The 13,809-nt window shown below is 58.9% G+C and carries 16 protein-coding genes; 6 read left to right on the top strand and 10 right to left on the bottom strand.

What is annotated here, in order from left to right:
- Window positions 1-45 precede the first annotated feature (45 nt).
- Window positions 46-1,140 carry an OmpA family protein gene (locus BMS17_RS08475; protein WP_046029326.1) on the top strand — a complete coding sequence of 365 codons (1,095 nt, stop codon included), beginning with the start codon at window positions 46-48 and terminating at the stop codon, window positions 1,138-1,140.
- A gap of 24 nt (window positions 1,141-1,164) precedes the next feature.
- Entirely contained in the window at window positions 1,165-1,812 is a 648-nt protein-coding gene (gene pdxH, locus BMS17_RS08470; RefSeq protein WP_046029329.1) for a pyridoxamine 5'-phosphate oxidase, read from the top strand.
- Between the two features lie 6 nt (window positions 1,813-1,818).
- On the opposite strand, the gene BMS17_RS08465 is transcribed toward pdxH, so the two are convergent.
- Window positions 1,819-2,055, bottom strand: a complete 237-nt coding sequence (locus BMS17_RS08465) for a hypothetical protein (RefSeq protein WP_046029331.1) — start codon at window positions 2,053-2,055, stop codon at window positions 1,819-1,821.
- 168 nt (window positions 2,056-2,223) lie between these two features.
- On the opposite strand from BMS17_RS08465, the gene BMS17_RS08460 reads away from it, so the two are divergent.
- The gene (locus tag BMS17_RS08460; protein WP_046029333.1) at window positions 2,224-2,688 is read left to right on the top strand and encodes a glycine zipper 2TM domain-containing protein; all 465 of its coding nucleotides are present in this window, start codon (window positions 2,224-2,226) and stop codon (window positions 2,686-2,688) included.
- 87 nt (window positions 2,689-2,775) lie between these two features.
- Here the strand turns inward: BMS17_RS08460 and BMS17_RS08455 are convergent, their stop codons facing one another.
- From BMS17_RS08455 to nhaA, 3 genes are all read right to left on the bottom strand, one after another.
- On the bottom strand, window positions 2,776-3,024 hold the full coding sequence (locus BMS17_RS08455; protein ID WP_052961880.1) for a pyocin S6 family toxin immunity protein: 249 nt from the start codon (window positions 3,022-3,024) through the stop codon (window positions 2,776-2,778).
- Between the two features lie 15 nt (window positions 3,025-3,039).
- Window positions 3,040-4,212, bottom strand: coding sequence for an S-type pyocin domain-containing protein (locus BMS17_RS08450; RefSeq protein WP_077430772.1), 1,173 nt, complete (start codon window positions 4,210-4,212; stop codon window positions 3,040-3,042).
- Window positions 4,213-4,333: 121 nt separating this feature from the next.
- Window positions 4,334-5,521: a Na+/H+ antiporter NhaA gene (gene nhaA / locus BMS17_RS08445; RefSeq protein WP_046029337.1), complete on the bottom strand. Its 1,188-nt coding sequence runs from the start codon at window positions 5,519-5,521 to the stop codon at window positions 4,334-4,336.
- A gap of 248 nt (window positions 5,522-5,769) precedes the next feature.
- On the opposite strand from nhaA, the gene BMS17_RS08440 reads away from it, so the two are divergent.
- Complete coding sequence (locus BMS17_RS08440) at window positions 5,770-6,867, top strand: PLP-dependent cysteine synthase family protein (RefSeq protein WP_175649017.1); 1,098 nt, start codon at window positions 5,770-5,772, stop codon at window positions 6,865-6,867.
- Window positions 6,868-7,010: 143 nt separating this feature from the next.
- On the opposite strand, the gene BMS17_RS08435 is transcribed toward BMS17_RS08440, so the two are convergent.
- Window positions 7,011-8,624, bottom strand: a complete 1,614-nt coding sequence (locus tag BMS17_RS08435) for an NAD(P)/FAD-dependent oxidoreductase (RefSeq protein WP_046029341.1) — start codon at window positions 8,622-8,624, stop codon at window positions 7,011-7,013.
- A 94-nt stretch (window positions 8,625-8,718) separates the two neighbouring features.
- Window positions 8,719-9,384 carry a COG3650 family protein gene (locus BMS17_RS08430; RefSeq protein ID WP_077430770.1) on the bottom strand — a complete coding sequence of 222 codons (666 nt, stop codon included), beginning with the start codon at window positions 9,382-9,384 and terminating at the stop codon, window positions 8,719-8,721.
- 173 nt (window positions 9,385-9,557) lie between these two features.
- Between BMS17_RS08430 and BMS17_RS08425 the strand changes: the two genes are divergently transcribed.
- Window positions 9,558-9,914 carry a hypothetical protein gene (locus BMS17_RS08425; protein WP_046029346.1) on the top strand — a complete coding sequence of 119 codons (357 nt, stop codon included), beginning with the start codon at window positions 9,558-9,560 and terminating at the stop codon, window positions 9,912-9,914.
- Window positions 9,915-9,926: 12 nt separating this feature from the next.
- Here the strand turns inward: BMS17_RS08425 and BMS17_RS08420 are convergent, their stop codons facing one another.
- Complete coding sequence (locus tag BMS17_RS08420; RefSeq protein WP_046029347.1) at window positions 9,927-10,526, bottom strand: short chain dehydrogenase; 600 nt, start codon at window positions 10,524-10,526, stop codon at window positions 9,927-9,929.
- A gap of 104 nt (window positions 10,527-10,630) precedes the next feature.
- On the opposite strand from BMS17_RS08420, the gene BMS17_RS08415 reads away from it, so the two are divergent.
- Window positions 10,631-11,557 carry a LysR family transcriptional regulator gene (locus BMS17_RS08415; protein ID WP_046029348.1) on the top strand — a complete coding sequence of 309 codons (927 nt, stop codon included), beginning with the start codon at window positions 10,631-10,633 and terminating at the stop codon, window positions 11,555-11,557.
- Between the two features lie 146 nt (window positions 11,558-11,703).
- Here the strand turns inward: BMS17_RS08415 and BMS17_RS08410 are convergent, their stop codons facing one another.
- The 3 genes from BMS17_RS08410 to BMS17_RS08400 are packed head-to-tail and all read right to left on the bottom strand — an operon-like array spanning window position 11,704 to window position 13,795.
- On the bottom strand, window positions 11,704-12,186 hold the full coding sequence (locus tag BMS17_RS08410) for a DoxX family protein (protein ID WP_046029349.1): 483 nt from the start codon (window positions 12,184-12,186) through the stop codon (window positions 11,704-11,706).
- Complete coding sequence (locus BMS17_RS08405; protein ID WP_077430769.1) at window positions 12,183-12,944, bottom strand: DUF2063 domain-containing protein; 762 nt, start codon at window positions 12,942-12,944, stop codon at window positions 12,183-12,185. Before BMS17_RS08405 ends, BMS17_RS08410 begins: the two co-directional genes overlap by 4 nt.
- On the bottom strand, window positions 12,941-13,795 hold the full coding sequence (locus tag BMS17_RS08400; RefSeq protein ID WP_077430768.1) for a DUF692 domain-containing protein: 855 nt from the start codon (window positions 13,793-13,795) through the stop codon (window positions 12,941-12,943). Before BMS17_RS08400 ends, BMS17_RS08405 begins: the two co-directional genes overlap by 4 nt.
- Window positions 13,796-13,809 lie beyond the last annotated feature (14 nt).

Genomic DNA, 13,809 nt, shown 5'->3' with positions numbered 1-13,809 from the left:
CCGGTTCGGTCTGACTTTTCATTACTTCATATTTGTGGATATCCAATGTCATCCAAACAAACCCTCGCCCTGGCCCTGTGCTTTGCTATCACCGGTTGTGCACAGACACCAAAAAGTGATTCCGATGGCGGTAGCTGGTGGTCGTTCGGCTCCTCCGACAAAGTCGCCGCTAAAGAACCGACTCCGGCTCCGGTCCCACTCAAACCTGCTGCCACGGCCCCGGTTGCCAAAGCCGAAAGCACCAGCCCTTGGTACTGGCCGTTCGGTTCCGATGACGCTGTCGACAAGGCTGCTGTAAAGCCGGAAGTGAAACCTGAAGCCAAACCGACCCAGGTGGCCAAGGCTGAGACGGGTAACAGTTGGTGGTGGCCGTTCGGTGGTAAGGAGCAGAGCGGCGCCAAAGCCGTACCGATGCCAGACCCTAAAGTCACCCAGGCCTGGCTCGACGATTACGAGCCGCGCCTGCGTGAAGCGATCAAGGACAGCAACCTGAAACTTGAACGCCGTGAAAACGTGTTGGTGGTGATCGCGCCGGTAGAAGGCTCCTTTAACCCGGACCGTCCTGCCATGCTGCTGCCGGTCACCCTCGGCCCGTTCACGCGTGTTGCGAAAATCCTCGAGGTCGACCCAAAAACTGCCGTGCTGGTACTCGGTCACAGTGATACGTCGGGTGCTGCACCGGCCAACGTGAAACTGAGCCAGGAGCGTGCACAAGCGGTAGCCGCGATTTTCCGTCTCAGCGGTTTGCAGCGTGATCGCTTGATGCTGCGCGGCATGGGCGGTGAAGCCCCGCGTGCCGCCAACGACAGCGTCGAAGGCCGTGCCTTGAATCGTCGCGTGGAATTGCTGGTGACCCCGCAAAACACCATGGTGGCGCTGTTGAGCAAGTACAACATGCCGGCCCCTGCGCCGGTGACCATGATCGCGGCCAAGGACATCAAGCCTGTGGCCACACCGGTCACTCCTGCGCCAGCCGCGAAAAAAGCGACTGTGCCTGCCACTAAAAAGGCTCCGGCCCAGAAAGCCACTGCGAAGAAAGCACCCGCTAAAACCGCAACGCCGGCAAAGAAAACGACACCGGCCAAAGCAGCTGCCGACACCAAGAAAGTCGCCGTCACCGCAGACGCCACTAAAAAGTGATTCGTTAACCAAAAGGAATGCGCCATGACCCAGCGCCTGGCTGATATGCGTCGTGACTACACCCGTGATGGCCTGACCGAGGCTCAAGCACCGACAGAGCCGTTCGGGCTGTTCCACCAATGGTTTGCCGATGCGGTGAAAACCGAGCAGGTGCCGGTGGAGGCGAACGCCATGACCTTGGCGACCGTCGATCAGGACGGTCGGCCACATTGCCGCATTCTGTTGCTCAAAGGCCTGGACGAGCAGGGTTTTACGTTCTTCACCAACTACGAAAGTGCCAAGGGTCAGCATCTGGCGGCGAATCCGTTCGCGGCCATGACCTTTTTCTGGCCGGCCCTGGAGCGCCAGGTGCGTATCGAAGGTCGGGTGGTGAAGGTTTCGCCTGAAGAGTCTGATGCGTATTTCCAGGTTCGTCCGCTGGGCAGTCGGCTCGGTGCCTGGGCATCACCGCAGAGTCGGGTGATTGCTGATCGTGCGGAACTGGAGGCGCTGCTCAAGAACACCGAGCAACGTTTCAGCGACACGGCACCGCATTGTCCGGATCACTGGGGTGGTTATCGCTTGCTGCCGGAGCGCATCGAGTTCTGGCAAGGCCGCGCAAGCCGTCTGCATGACCGCCTCAACTACCGTTTACAGGGCGCCGACTGGATTCTTGAACGTCTGGCACCCTGAAACAGTCTACCGATCGTGATAGCCTTCCGCAGCGGCCTCAAGCCACTGCGGCAGGTCCCGGCGCTTGATCTTCTGCGCCTGAGCGTTCGCCAGTTGCTGGAGCATGAAAGCTTTTTTCTGCTCGTCTTTACCCGCCAGGGCCAACGCCAGGTCGCGGTCCATCCAGCGCTTTATCCGCACGTACAACCACCAGTGGAAATACAGACCCGCGACGGTAGTGACGACGATGATGAAGTAATCCATGACAATCCTTGGGGCAGCGGCGCAGATTCCGGATAATGCCGCTACTGTGTGGTGAGTTCGTGGTAGCGCCTGTACCGGGCCTGAATCAAACCATTTTTATCCGGGCGATGCCGTGACAGGCGTCAAGCTGCGGAGTTTAATGAATACCTGTCTTTTGGAGTTGATGCTATGCGTAAGTCTGTTTTGTTGGTTGCTTCCTTTTCCACGATGGCGATGTTACTCACTGGCTGCCAATCGAGCCTGACCGGTGACTCCTACTCCCGTGATGAAGCGCGTCGTGTTCAAACGATTCGTATGGGCACCATCGAAGCGCTGCGTCCGGTGAAAATCGAAGGCACCAAAACCCCGATTGGCGGCCTCGCCGGTGCAGCGGTCGGCGGCGTTGGCGGGAGCTCCATCGGTGGCGGCAAAGGCAGCATCGTTGCTGCTGTTATCGGCGCAGTCGCCGGCGGCCTGGTGGGTTCGGCAGCTGAAGAAGGCCTGACTCGTACTCAAGGCGTAGAAATCACCGTTCGCGAAGACGACGGCAGCATGCGCGCCTATGTCCAGCAGGTGCAGGAGAATGAAGTATTCCGTGTAGGTGAGCGGGTACGGATTGCGACTGTTGACGGGACTAGCCGCGTTTCGCACTAAGCGGGAACGGGTAAAAGAAAACCCCGATCAGGTGACTGGTCGGGGTTTTTTGTGTCTGTGCTTCCCGCTGTGGCTGGTTCGATGCCACTAGTCTTGGCTACAAAGTCCCATGTAGTACGTCAGGTCCTCTCGTAAGGGATCCCCCACCAAATTCATAATCACGCTGGCTTGATCGGGAGAGAGTGAGTGCTCACCCATAGGCACATCCCGCAAGGTTGACCAGCCCATGACTTTCAAAACTGCAGCCTCTAAGACTTGCGGCACATCCTTTTCATATTGCAACGAATTGTCGGGATTCGGCTCCGGGAAAAATCCACTGATCGCGATAAATATCATTCTTGTCCCTCATCATTACTTCGTTGATGTCCGTCTTTCAGGTTTTGCTTTTCCGGTCTGTTTGCCAGTTTTTGCATCAAACTCCCCTAAGTGATCCCCTGCCCAGTTGTACACTTCGACGGCGCCATGTTGGTAATCCCACTCATAAATGCGCTTCTTACTTTCCCACCGTTTTCGATTTCCTTTAGTCTGAACCGGAATCGCGTCGGGGAATGCCGGTAGAGTTTTTGGTGGGGGATGATAGCTGTGGTCACCACTGATAGGCCTTGCCACCACCACGTATAACGGCTTCACCCCCGACCCCACCGGAAACACAAGAATGAAGTCCTTGTACTCAGGCGGATACATCGGGTTGACGATAATGCTGTCCGCCGCTGGCGTAGGCGGATACACCCAAATGTGCGGCGCTTGCGGTGCGGCCTCCAGCGCAGGAATGCCAAGGATGTCTGAACCATCCACAGCCGGTGTCCAGATCAGCTCAACACCGTCCCCGAGATCCGCCACCTGCTGACTGCCGCGCGCTGTGAACTGCACGACATCCACCATTTCCCAGTCGCGATTTTTCCCGGTGTAGAACCCGTAGCCCTTGAGGCTGCCATCAGCCTGTTGCTCGACCTGCAAACGAACGCGGGTTCTGGCCTGTTTCAGGGCGCGCAGTTGGTCTTCGGTATACAGCGCGCTGGCACCCAGGCTAGGTGTCCAGAACAAGGCAACAACACCGGCCAATGTCGCGGCCCCGGCAGCGCCAAGGCCCAGGGCCGGAGCAGCAAGAGCGGGGGCGCTTAGGGCGAGCCGGCCGATGCCGAGCGAGAGGGTACTGCCACTGATGGTTTCGAGATTCAGTAGCCCGGCATCGCCTACGTCACGAGCGCCAAGCCAGGCGATTTCACCGTAATCCTTGAGGCTATCAGTCGGAACGACGCCAGAAGGGTTCGAGTAATCAATGATGGCGTCCGGCAAGTTGCAGGACTTGGCGAAGACGCATCCGGCGCGAACGGTTTCGTCCTTTTTCGCCGAGCCTTGAAGGCGATCTTCAAAGGCTTGCTGGCGGGCGAGCATGGCGTCGTAAGCGGATTGTCGTGCATCCCGCTCGGCCAGTTCAGTAGCCGTCATGAAGCGGTGGGTGACGTGATGACCGTCACCGGAGGGTGGGTTTTTAACCCTGGGAACGTCCTTGTTGCCAGCCACTGAGCTTCCTTGCGTTCGTCCGTCGACAGCTCCCGAAAAAGGAGCTGTGCGACGTTAACGAAGGAGGCTAATCGTGGCTGTAGGACGAGTCCTGAATATCGCTAAGAGCGTTCTCTAACGCTCAGGATTGCAGAACGAGGCTCTTGCGACTGGCCATTGCCGTCACCGCGTATCCGATCAGTGCGGCCAGAATCGAGCCGGTCAAGATGCCCATCCGGTCCATCCCGGCGTAGTCACTGACGCCTGGTTCGAATGCCAGGGAGCCGACAAACAGACTCATGGTGAAACCAATCCCGCAGAGCATCGCCACACCCAGCACCTGGCCCCAGTTCGCACCTTGGGGCAGGGTGGCAATGCCGATTTTCACGGCCAGCCAGGTCAGGCCGAAAACGCCCACCGTTTTACCCAGCAACAGGCCAATCGCGATGCCCATCGGCACATGGTGGGTAAAGCTTTCAACGGTGATGCCGCTCAGGGACAAGCCGGCGTTGGCGAAGGCGAACAGCGGCAGGATGCCGTAAGCCACCCATGGGTGCAGGGCGTGTTCAAGGGTCAGCAGCGGTGAAGGCTCGGCGTTTTTGGTGCGCAGCGGAATACAGAACGCCAACGTCACACCGGCGAGTGTTGCGTGGACGCCGCTCTTGAGCACACAGACCCAGAGAATCAAACCGATGATCATGTACGGCCCGAGCTTCACCACACCGAGTCGGTTCATGGTGATCAACGCGATGATGCAGGCGGCAGCCAGTGCCAGGGACAGCGTCGACAGCGTGCCGGAATAGAAGATGGCAATGACGATGATCGCGCCCAGGTCGTCAATGATCGCCAGGGTCATCAGGAACAGCTTCAGCGACACCGGTACCCGCTTGCCCAGCAAGGCGAGCACGCCGAGGGCAAAGGCAATGTCGGTGGCCATCGGGATGGCCCAGCCGCCCAAGGCGGTCGGGTCATCACGGTTCAAGAACCAGTAGACCAGCGCCGGCACGACCATCCCGCCAATGGCAGCGGCGCCCGGCAGGACGATTTGCGAGGGCTGCGACAACTGGCCGTCGAGGACTTCGCGTTTGACTTCCAGGCCGATCAGCAGGAAGAACATCGCCATCAGACCGTCGTTGATCCACAGCAGCAACGGTTTGGCGATTTTCAGCGCGCCGATCTGAGCGACGACAGGGGTGTCCAGCAGCCCGCTATAGAGCCACGACAGGGACGAGTTGTTGATGATTAAAGCCAGGGCTGCCGCGGCGATCAGTAACAGACCGCTGGCAGCTTCCAACTGAAAGAAACGCGTGAAAGTGCTACGCAGAGGCAAGGTCGCTCTCCATCGATAAATTCAAAAGGTGGCACACCCTAACCCGTACTGTTAGTTGTTAAAACAAAAGTTATATTCTTTTTTGTTATATTGCGTAACAAGGTGGAGGACGGGGCCGGACTTGAGCCTAGCAGTTGTCGGCCGTATTGGGCCTCAGCTGTACCTGTGCGTGATGTAGGTTTTTTCCTAAGCTTCGAGGGATAGGCCTTACGCAAAGGCCGACTTTTGCCTGACTCCACGAGAAAACCATCATGAGCGACAATCGACAGTGGGCCCGCGAAGCTATCCGGATCATTGAAGCGGACTTCCAGCGCAGCGCCGATACCCACCTGATCCCCTTGCCGCTGCCGGGTTTTCCGGGCATCGAACTGTATTTCAAGGATGAATCCAGCCACCCCACCGGCAGCCTGAAACATCGCCTGGCGCGCTCGCTGTTTCTGTATGCGCTGTGTAACGGCTGGCTCAAGCCCGGTGCACCGGTGATCGAGGCGTCCAGCGGTTCTACGGCAATTTCCGAGGCGTATTTCGCCAGTTTGCTGGGACTGCCGTTCATTGCGGTGATGCCGGCGACCACCTCCAAGGAAAAAATCGCGCAAATTGCTTTCTATGGCGGCAAGAGTCATCTGGTCGACGACCCGACTCAGATCTACGCCGAGTCCGAACGGCTGGCGCGAGAGCATGATGGTCATTTCATCGACCAGTTCACCTACGCCGAACGCGCCACTGACTGGCGAGCGAACAACAACATTGCGGAATCGATCTTCCACCAGATGCGTTTCGAGCAGCACCCCGAGCCGAGCTGGCTGATTTCCAGCCCTGGCACGGGTGGTACAACCGCAACGCTGGGTCGTTACGTGCGTTATCGCCAGCATTGCACCCGCGTGCTGTGCGCCGATGCCGAGCGTTCGGTGTTCTTCGATTACTACCAGACGGGTGATGCCAGCCTGCGCCTGGAGTGCGGTTCGCGGATCGAAGGCATCGGCCGGCCTCGGGTGGAAGCGTCGTTCCTGCCCAAGGTGATTGATGCCATGGTCAAAGTGCCGGACGCGTTGTCGCTGGCGGCCATGCACTACCTGGCACAGCGCCTGGGGCGACGGGTTGGCGGATCGAGCGGGACCAATCTGATCGGCGCCCTGATGGCGGCGCAGCAGATGGTCGCGGCGGGGGAGTCGGGATCGATCGTGGCGATTCTGTGCGATGGTGGCGAGCGTTATGCCACCACCTATTACGATCAGGATTGGCTCAAGGGCCAGGGGTATGAGTTGAGTGGCTTGATGGCTACCGTGGCGGCGAGTGTCGAGCGCGGTGAGCCGCTGCCGGCCAGCGTGTTGCGCGCCAATATCTGAGATCTTTCAAACACTGAAGATCCCTGTGGGAGCTGGGCTTGCCCGCGATGGCGGATTCAGATTCAACAAAGATGTTGACTGATCTGCCGCCATCGCGGGCAAGCCCGGCTCCCACAGGTCTTGTGTTGTGGCAAAGAATTATGTCAGGCCTCAAGGCCCAGGATGTCGCGGGCCACAGCTTCGGCAATCCGAATACCGTCCACACCCGCCGACAGAATCCCGCCCGCATAACCCGCGCCTTCACCCGCCGGAAACAAGCCCTTCACGTTCAGGCTCTGCATCGATTCGTTACGGGTAATGCGCAACGGTGACGAGGTGCGTGTCTCGATGCCGGTCAATACGGCGTCATGCAGCGAGTAACCGCGGATCTGCTTCTCGAACGCTGGCAACGCTTCACGAATCGCCTCAATGGCAAATTCCGGCAAGGCCAGGGCCAAATCACCCAGGGCAACGCCTGGCTTGTAGGAGGGTTCGACACTGCCCAGTTCGGTGGACGGCTTGCCGGCGATAAAGTCGCCGACCAGTTGCGCCGGCGCTTCGTAGTTGCTGCCGCCCAGCACAAAGGCGTGGGATTCCAGGCGTTCCTGCAACTCGATACCGGCCAGCGGGCCGCCCGGATAATCAACTTCCGGGGTAATGCCGACGACGATCCCGGAGTTGGCGTTGCGTTCGTTACGCGAGTATTGGCTCATGCCGTTGGTGACCACGCGGTTCGGCTCGGACGTCGCCGCGACCACGGTGCCGCCCGGGCACATGCAGAAGCTGTAGACCGAACGACCGTTCTTGGCGTGGTGCACCAGTTTGTAGTCGGCCGCCCCGAGTTTCGGGTGGCCGGCGTACTTGCCCAATCGCGCGCGGTCAATCAGCGACTGCGGGTGTTCAATGCGGAAACCCACCGAGAACGGCTTGGCTTCCATGAACACGCCACGGCCGTGGAGCATGCGGAAGGTGTCCCGGGCGCTGTGGCCGAGGGCCAGAATCACGTGTTTGGAGTGGATCTGCTCGCCGCCATTTAGCTCGACGCCGACCAGTTGGCCATCCTCGATCAACACATCGGTGACACGTTGCTGGAAGCGGACTTCGCCGCCCAGTGCGCGAATCTGCTCACGCATGTTTTCCACTACGCCAGTCAGACGGAACGTACCGATGTGTGGCTTGCTGACGTAGAGAATCTCTTCCGGGGCGCCGGCCTTGACGAACTCGTGCAGCACTTTACGGCCGATGAATTTCGGGTCTTTGATTTGGCTGTAGAGCTTGCCGTCGGAGAACGTCCCTGCGCCGCCTTCACCGAACTGGACGTTGGATTCAGGGTTGAGCACGCTTTTACGCCACAGGCCCCAAGTGTCCTTGGTGCGCTGGCGCACTTCGGTGCCACGTTCGAGGATGATCGGCTTGAAGCCCATTTGCGCGAGCAACAGCCCGGCGAAAATCCCGCACGGCCCGAAACCCACAACCACGGGGCGTTGCTGCAAATCGGCCGGTGCCTGGCCGACCACTTTGTAACTGACATCCGGCGCCACGTTGACGTTACGGTCATCGGCGAACTTGTGCAGCAACGTCGCCTCATCCTTGGCGGTGAGGTCGATGGTGTAGATGAAGCACAGTTCGGAGGACTTTTTTCGCGCATCGTAGCTGCGCTTGAACAAGGTGAAATCGAGCAGGTCATCACTGGCGATGCCCAGGCGCTGCACGATGGCAGGGCGCAGGTCTTCTTCGGGATGGTCGATCGGCAACTTGAGTTCGGTGATTCGTAACATGGCAGGACCCGGTTCGCGGGGCGCACAACTGCGCCAAGGCGTTTGAAACCGGTGATTATAAGCCCCAAAGGAGATTCCCGTGAGGCTTAAACGATCAGTCGTTACGCGAACCGCCGAAATAGCCGCAACCGCGCTGTACCTGACCATTGATGCGCAGTTCTGCGCTCATGTGCTGGACGCTGCCGGTGGTGCTGTCGACGCAACGTTGCGGCGTGACCCACAGTTCGATGTGCTGGTTATTGGCTTCGGTGCCGAGGTTGAAACGGCCATCGCCCAGTTGTTCTTCCACGTACGGTAGGGCCAGAGGCGGTTGACCGGCGCGATCAATCACCATGCCTTTACCGCTGACTTTGACGCTCCACTCTGGCGAGTGGCCGGCCGCGCGCAAAATCAGCAGTTTGAAATTGGGATCGTCACACGCCGTGCCCGAGCGCTCGACGCGGTAGAGCTGTTCCAGATCGAGGCGACTCTCGGCACCACTGGCCACAATGCGCCCACGCACATCGGCGAACAACTTGCCCTGTTTATCAGCCAGGGACGCGGCCTGTTGCAGAACGCTGGTGCCGCCGGTGTCGTTGACCACATAACTGCGCTGTTCATTGCATGGCTGGAACAGCAAGTTGCCGCCCGCCGCCGTCAACTGGCCCTGCATGCGGGTCTGGCCCACGTGGGAGGCGCTTTCACGCGGGCCATCAAACAACTGACAGGCGGCAAACAGCGGCAGCAGGGCAACAAGGACTAAGGAACGGGCAACACGCATCTTTGGCTCTCCAGACAAGTGCCGTCACGTTACTCAGCCTGACCGTTCATCACAAGGCTGGAGTTGTTCTCAGACAAAGTAGAGGGTGATTTCCGGCAACATCTTGTGAATGATTTCGATGCCGAGTATCAGAGTGCCAAAGGTAAGCTGCCACGTTTTTACAGGGAGCGGATATGAAGAACACAATGGGCTGGAAGTTCTGGTTGTTTTTAATTGTGATGACGGGGGCCACGGGCACTCAGGCTGCCGAGATCAATTTTTCTTCGGCAACCGACTTCACTCGAATGGAGTTGTTATTGAAGGACAACGACAGACTTCATTCAGAATTTGAAATGAATGTCACGCTCAGTCCTGAAGCAACTGAGCGTATGCAGCGTATTACCCGTGAGTCGATAGGCCAGAAATTGACGCTATTGATCAATGGTTGGAAGGTTTCTACGGCGACAGTGCAATCGGTCTTGGGCTCGCAGTTCAGAGTGTCCATCCCGACAGCCATCGCCAAAGACCTCTTGCCCACGTTAGTTGATTGAGCCTGAACCGGCTCAGCCGACGTGAAAAGTCTGACCTGTCTGCAAGCCTTCCACGCTTTTGGCGTAAGACAATGCCACATCGGCTGCAGGAACCGGTTTGAAACCACGGAAGTAAGGCGCGTATTTGCCCATGGCTTCCACCAGCACATTCGGGCTGATCGAGTTCACGCGCAGGCCGCGGGGCAGTTCGATGGCGGCGGCGCGGACGAAGCTGTCCAGCGCGCCGTTGACCAGCGCCGCCGAGGCGCCGCTGTAAATCGGGTCGTGGCTGAGCACGCCGGTGGTCAAGGTGAACGAGGCGCCATCGTTGGCGAACTCACGGCCGATCAGCACCAAATTGACCTGGCCCATCAGTTTGTCTTTCAGGCCCAGCGCGAAGCTTTCTTCGGTCATGTCGTTCAACGGTGCGAAGGTAACGTTGCCGGCGGCGCAGATCAGGGCATCGAACTTGCCGGTCTGTTCGAACAGCTTGCGGATCGAGGCGCTGTCGCTGATGTCCACCTGAAAGTCGCCACTGTTGCGACCGATACGAATGATCTCGTGACGCTGGGACAGTTCCTTGTCGACTGCTGAGCCGATGGTGCCGCCTGCGCCGATCAATAGAATTTTCATCATGCTGTTCCTCGATGGGTTGAATGAGGTCTCAGTCTAGAGTGGTTTTTTTTGTTGATAAGCGCACTAATAGGCAACCTTTGGTTTTCAATTGGAAACAATCCATGAGTGAGATGGATGATCTGGCGGCGTTTGCGGTATTGATTGAAGCCGGGAGTTTCACGTTGGCGGCGCAGCAACTGGGTTGCAGCAAGGGCCAATTATCCAAGCGCATCAGCCTGTTGGAGACGCGGTTTTCGGTGGTGCTGTTGCAACGCACCACTCGACGTTTGAGCCTGACAGCAGCGGGGGCGGCGCTGTTGCCGCAAGCTCAGGCGCTGGTCGTACAAGTGGAGAGGGCGCGTCAGGCATTGGCACGGTTGAAGGACGATATGGCAGGGCCGGTGCGTATGACGGTGCCGGTATCGCTGGGAGAAACGTTCTTCGATGGCTTATTGCTGGAGTTCTCCGGCAAGTACCCTGGCGTGCAGATCGAGCTTGATCTGAACAACCAGTTTCACGACTTGTCCCGGGATGGTTTCGACCTGGCGATTCGCTCCGAGGTAGGTAACGACGAGCGCCTGGTGGCCCGGCCGCTACTGGCCTGGCACGAAATGACCTGTGCCAGCCCGGCGTATCTTGAACAGTATGGAGAGCCACAAACGCCCCAGGCCTTGGCCGAACATCGTTGCCTGCTCAACAGCCATTACAGCGGTCGCGAAGAATGGTTGTATCACCAGCAACACGAACTGTTGCGGGTGCGGGTGTCGGGGCCGTTTGCCAGCAATCACTACAGCTTGCTGAAGAAAGCGGCACTGGCCGGCGCCGGTATCGCCCGCTTGCCGTCCTACTTGTTGCAGGCTGAATTGGCTGACGGGCGTTTGCGCTGGCTCCTGCGCGATTATCAGACGCGGCGTATGCCGATGTACCTGGTTCACCCGTATCAGGGCGGGCTGCCAAAACGTACTCAAGTGCTGGCGGATTACCTGATCGGCTGGTTCAAGCGCAGCGGCGAAGCGCTGGATCGGCTTAGCCTCGCACGGCCTTTGTAGCAGCTGTCGAGCTTGCGAGGCTGCGTTCGACTGCGAAGCAGTCGTGAAGTCAGTCACCGTGGTCTGACACGTAAACCGCGTTTGCAGGTTTTGCGACCGCTTCGCGTTCGAACGCAGCCTTCGGCAGCTGCTACAGGGGATCTGAGTTAGCGGGAGTAGCGCCGGGCGATCAGATGATCGATCGACAATTTACCCGGCCCGGTTGCCATCAGATACAGCAGCACTGCCGCCCAGGTGCCGTGCGTCGGGTAAGCATCCGGGTACACAAACAGTTGAATAGTCAGGGTCATGCCCAGCAACGCCAGCGCCGAAAATCGCGTGGCGAAGCCAATCAGAATCAGGGCCGGGAAGAAGTGTTCGGCGAACGCCGCCATGTGTGCCGCGACCTCGGGCGAGAGCAGCGGCACGGGGTACTCACTCTTGAATAATGGAATGGTTGAGTCGGCCAGGCGTGGCCAACTGATCTCGAACGTGCCATCGATCAAGTCGATGGCCAGGCCTTCGACCTTGGTTTGCCCGGACTTCCAGAACACCGCCGCGATGGAGAACCGCGCAATGAAGGCGATCAGGCTCTGTGGAATCATTTCCAGCAGCGCAATGGCGCGGCTGATCGGGTTCTGAGTGTTCATGGCGTTACCTTGTTGTGATGAAGGTGAGTAATGACGTTGTGGGTGATCAACAGGCTCAGGGTCTGGTTGAGGTCGAACGCGGGAGCGGACTCCACGGCCTGAATCAGGGGCTGGCCGTTTTGCAGGTTCTGGATGAAAGCGCTGGCGCCGGGGTCGATGGCAAAGACTTCCACGTCCAGTTCGTTGCGCACGATCAGCGTGTGTTGCCCAACGTTCAGATCGATCCCCGCCAGCGTTGCGTCTTGCTGATGTGCCGCCCAGATCGAAACCACGGCAAAGGCTGACGTCAACAGGTGCAAGGAGGGATGAAATTCGACAGTCAATTCGACCAGGGCTTGCGGATCGGCGAGTGCTGCGCCGATCTGTTGGTGGCTCAGCGGTTGAGCGTCGGCGGCGTGGTAAGCGACAGTGCGCAAGCGTTCCAATCGCGCGACGTCGGCCAGATAGGGCAGGCTGGCCGCCGGTTCGAAGCCTTCGACGAAGTCCGCAAAATCGTCGCCGTAATCCTTTATCAGCGGGCTTCGGGGCGCATTGCCGAGCAAATAGATCCCGGCCATGGCGCGGAAGAATTCATCGCCGACCAATTGCGCCACTACGGGGTAGCTGTGCGCCAAGGCGTTGATCAGCGAGCTCTGCACATTGTTGCGATACACCGCGAAACGGCTGGCGGGATCGGCACCGTTGACGCTGAACAAGCCCTCGGGGCACGTCAATTGGCGATCAAGCAGGGCGGCGGCAAATGCGGCTTGAGTGCTCATGGTCGACCCCCGGCACACAGCAAGAGCTCATCGGCCTGACGCGCCTCGGCGTGCAAGACGCTGAAGGCCGGCAGCTGATTGTCGCGTTCGATCAGAGTCGCTATCGGGCCTGTTCGCTCCAGCACGTGCTGGTACAGCGACCAGACGGCGTTATCGATGGGGGCGCCGTGATCATCTATCAGCAGGCGGTCACCGAGGCTGTCGGTGTCTTCGGCAAACCCGGCCAGATGAATCTCGCCGATGCTTTGAAAGGGCAGGGCGTTGAGGTAAGCCAAAGGGTCGCGACGATGATTGATGCACGACACGTAGACATTGTTCACGTCCAGCAACAGCCCGCAGCTCGTGCGGCGGATGACTTCGCCGATGAAGTCGGCTTCATCGATGGTCGAACGCTCGAACGCCAGGTAAGTGGCCGGATTCTCCAGCAACATCGGGCGTTTCAGGGTGCTCTGCACCTGGTCGATGTGTTCGCAGACGCGGTCTAGCGTTGCGTTGTCATAGGCCAGAGGCAACAGGTCATTCAAAAACGCCGGGCCATGACTGGACCAGGCCAGGTGTTCGGAAAAAGAGTGGGGTTGATAGCGCTCAATCAGTGCGGCGAGGCGCTTGAGGTGCTGAGTGTCCAGCGGACCTTCAGCACCGATCGACAAGCCTACGCCATGCAATGACAGCGGGTATTGCTCGCGAATCAAACCCAGGAAGTGATGAAACGGGCCGCCGGTCACCATGTAGTTTTCGGCGTGGACTTCGAAAAAACCGATGTCCGGGTGTGAACCGAGCACTTCACGGAAGTGCTCGGTCTTGAGCCCCAGCCCGGCGCGGGGCGGGAGCCCGAACGTTGAAGCGTTCATGGTCGACACTCAGG

It is taken from the genome of Pseudomonas sp. C9 (assembly GCF_002000165.1).
Classification (GTDB): Bacteria; Pseudomonadota; Gammaproteobacteria; order Pseudomonadales; family Pseudomonadaceae; genus Aquipseudomonas.
Note: the sequence above shows the minus strand (reverse complement) of the source record. Positions and strands in the feature narration are given on the sequence as shown.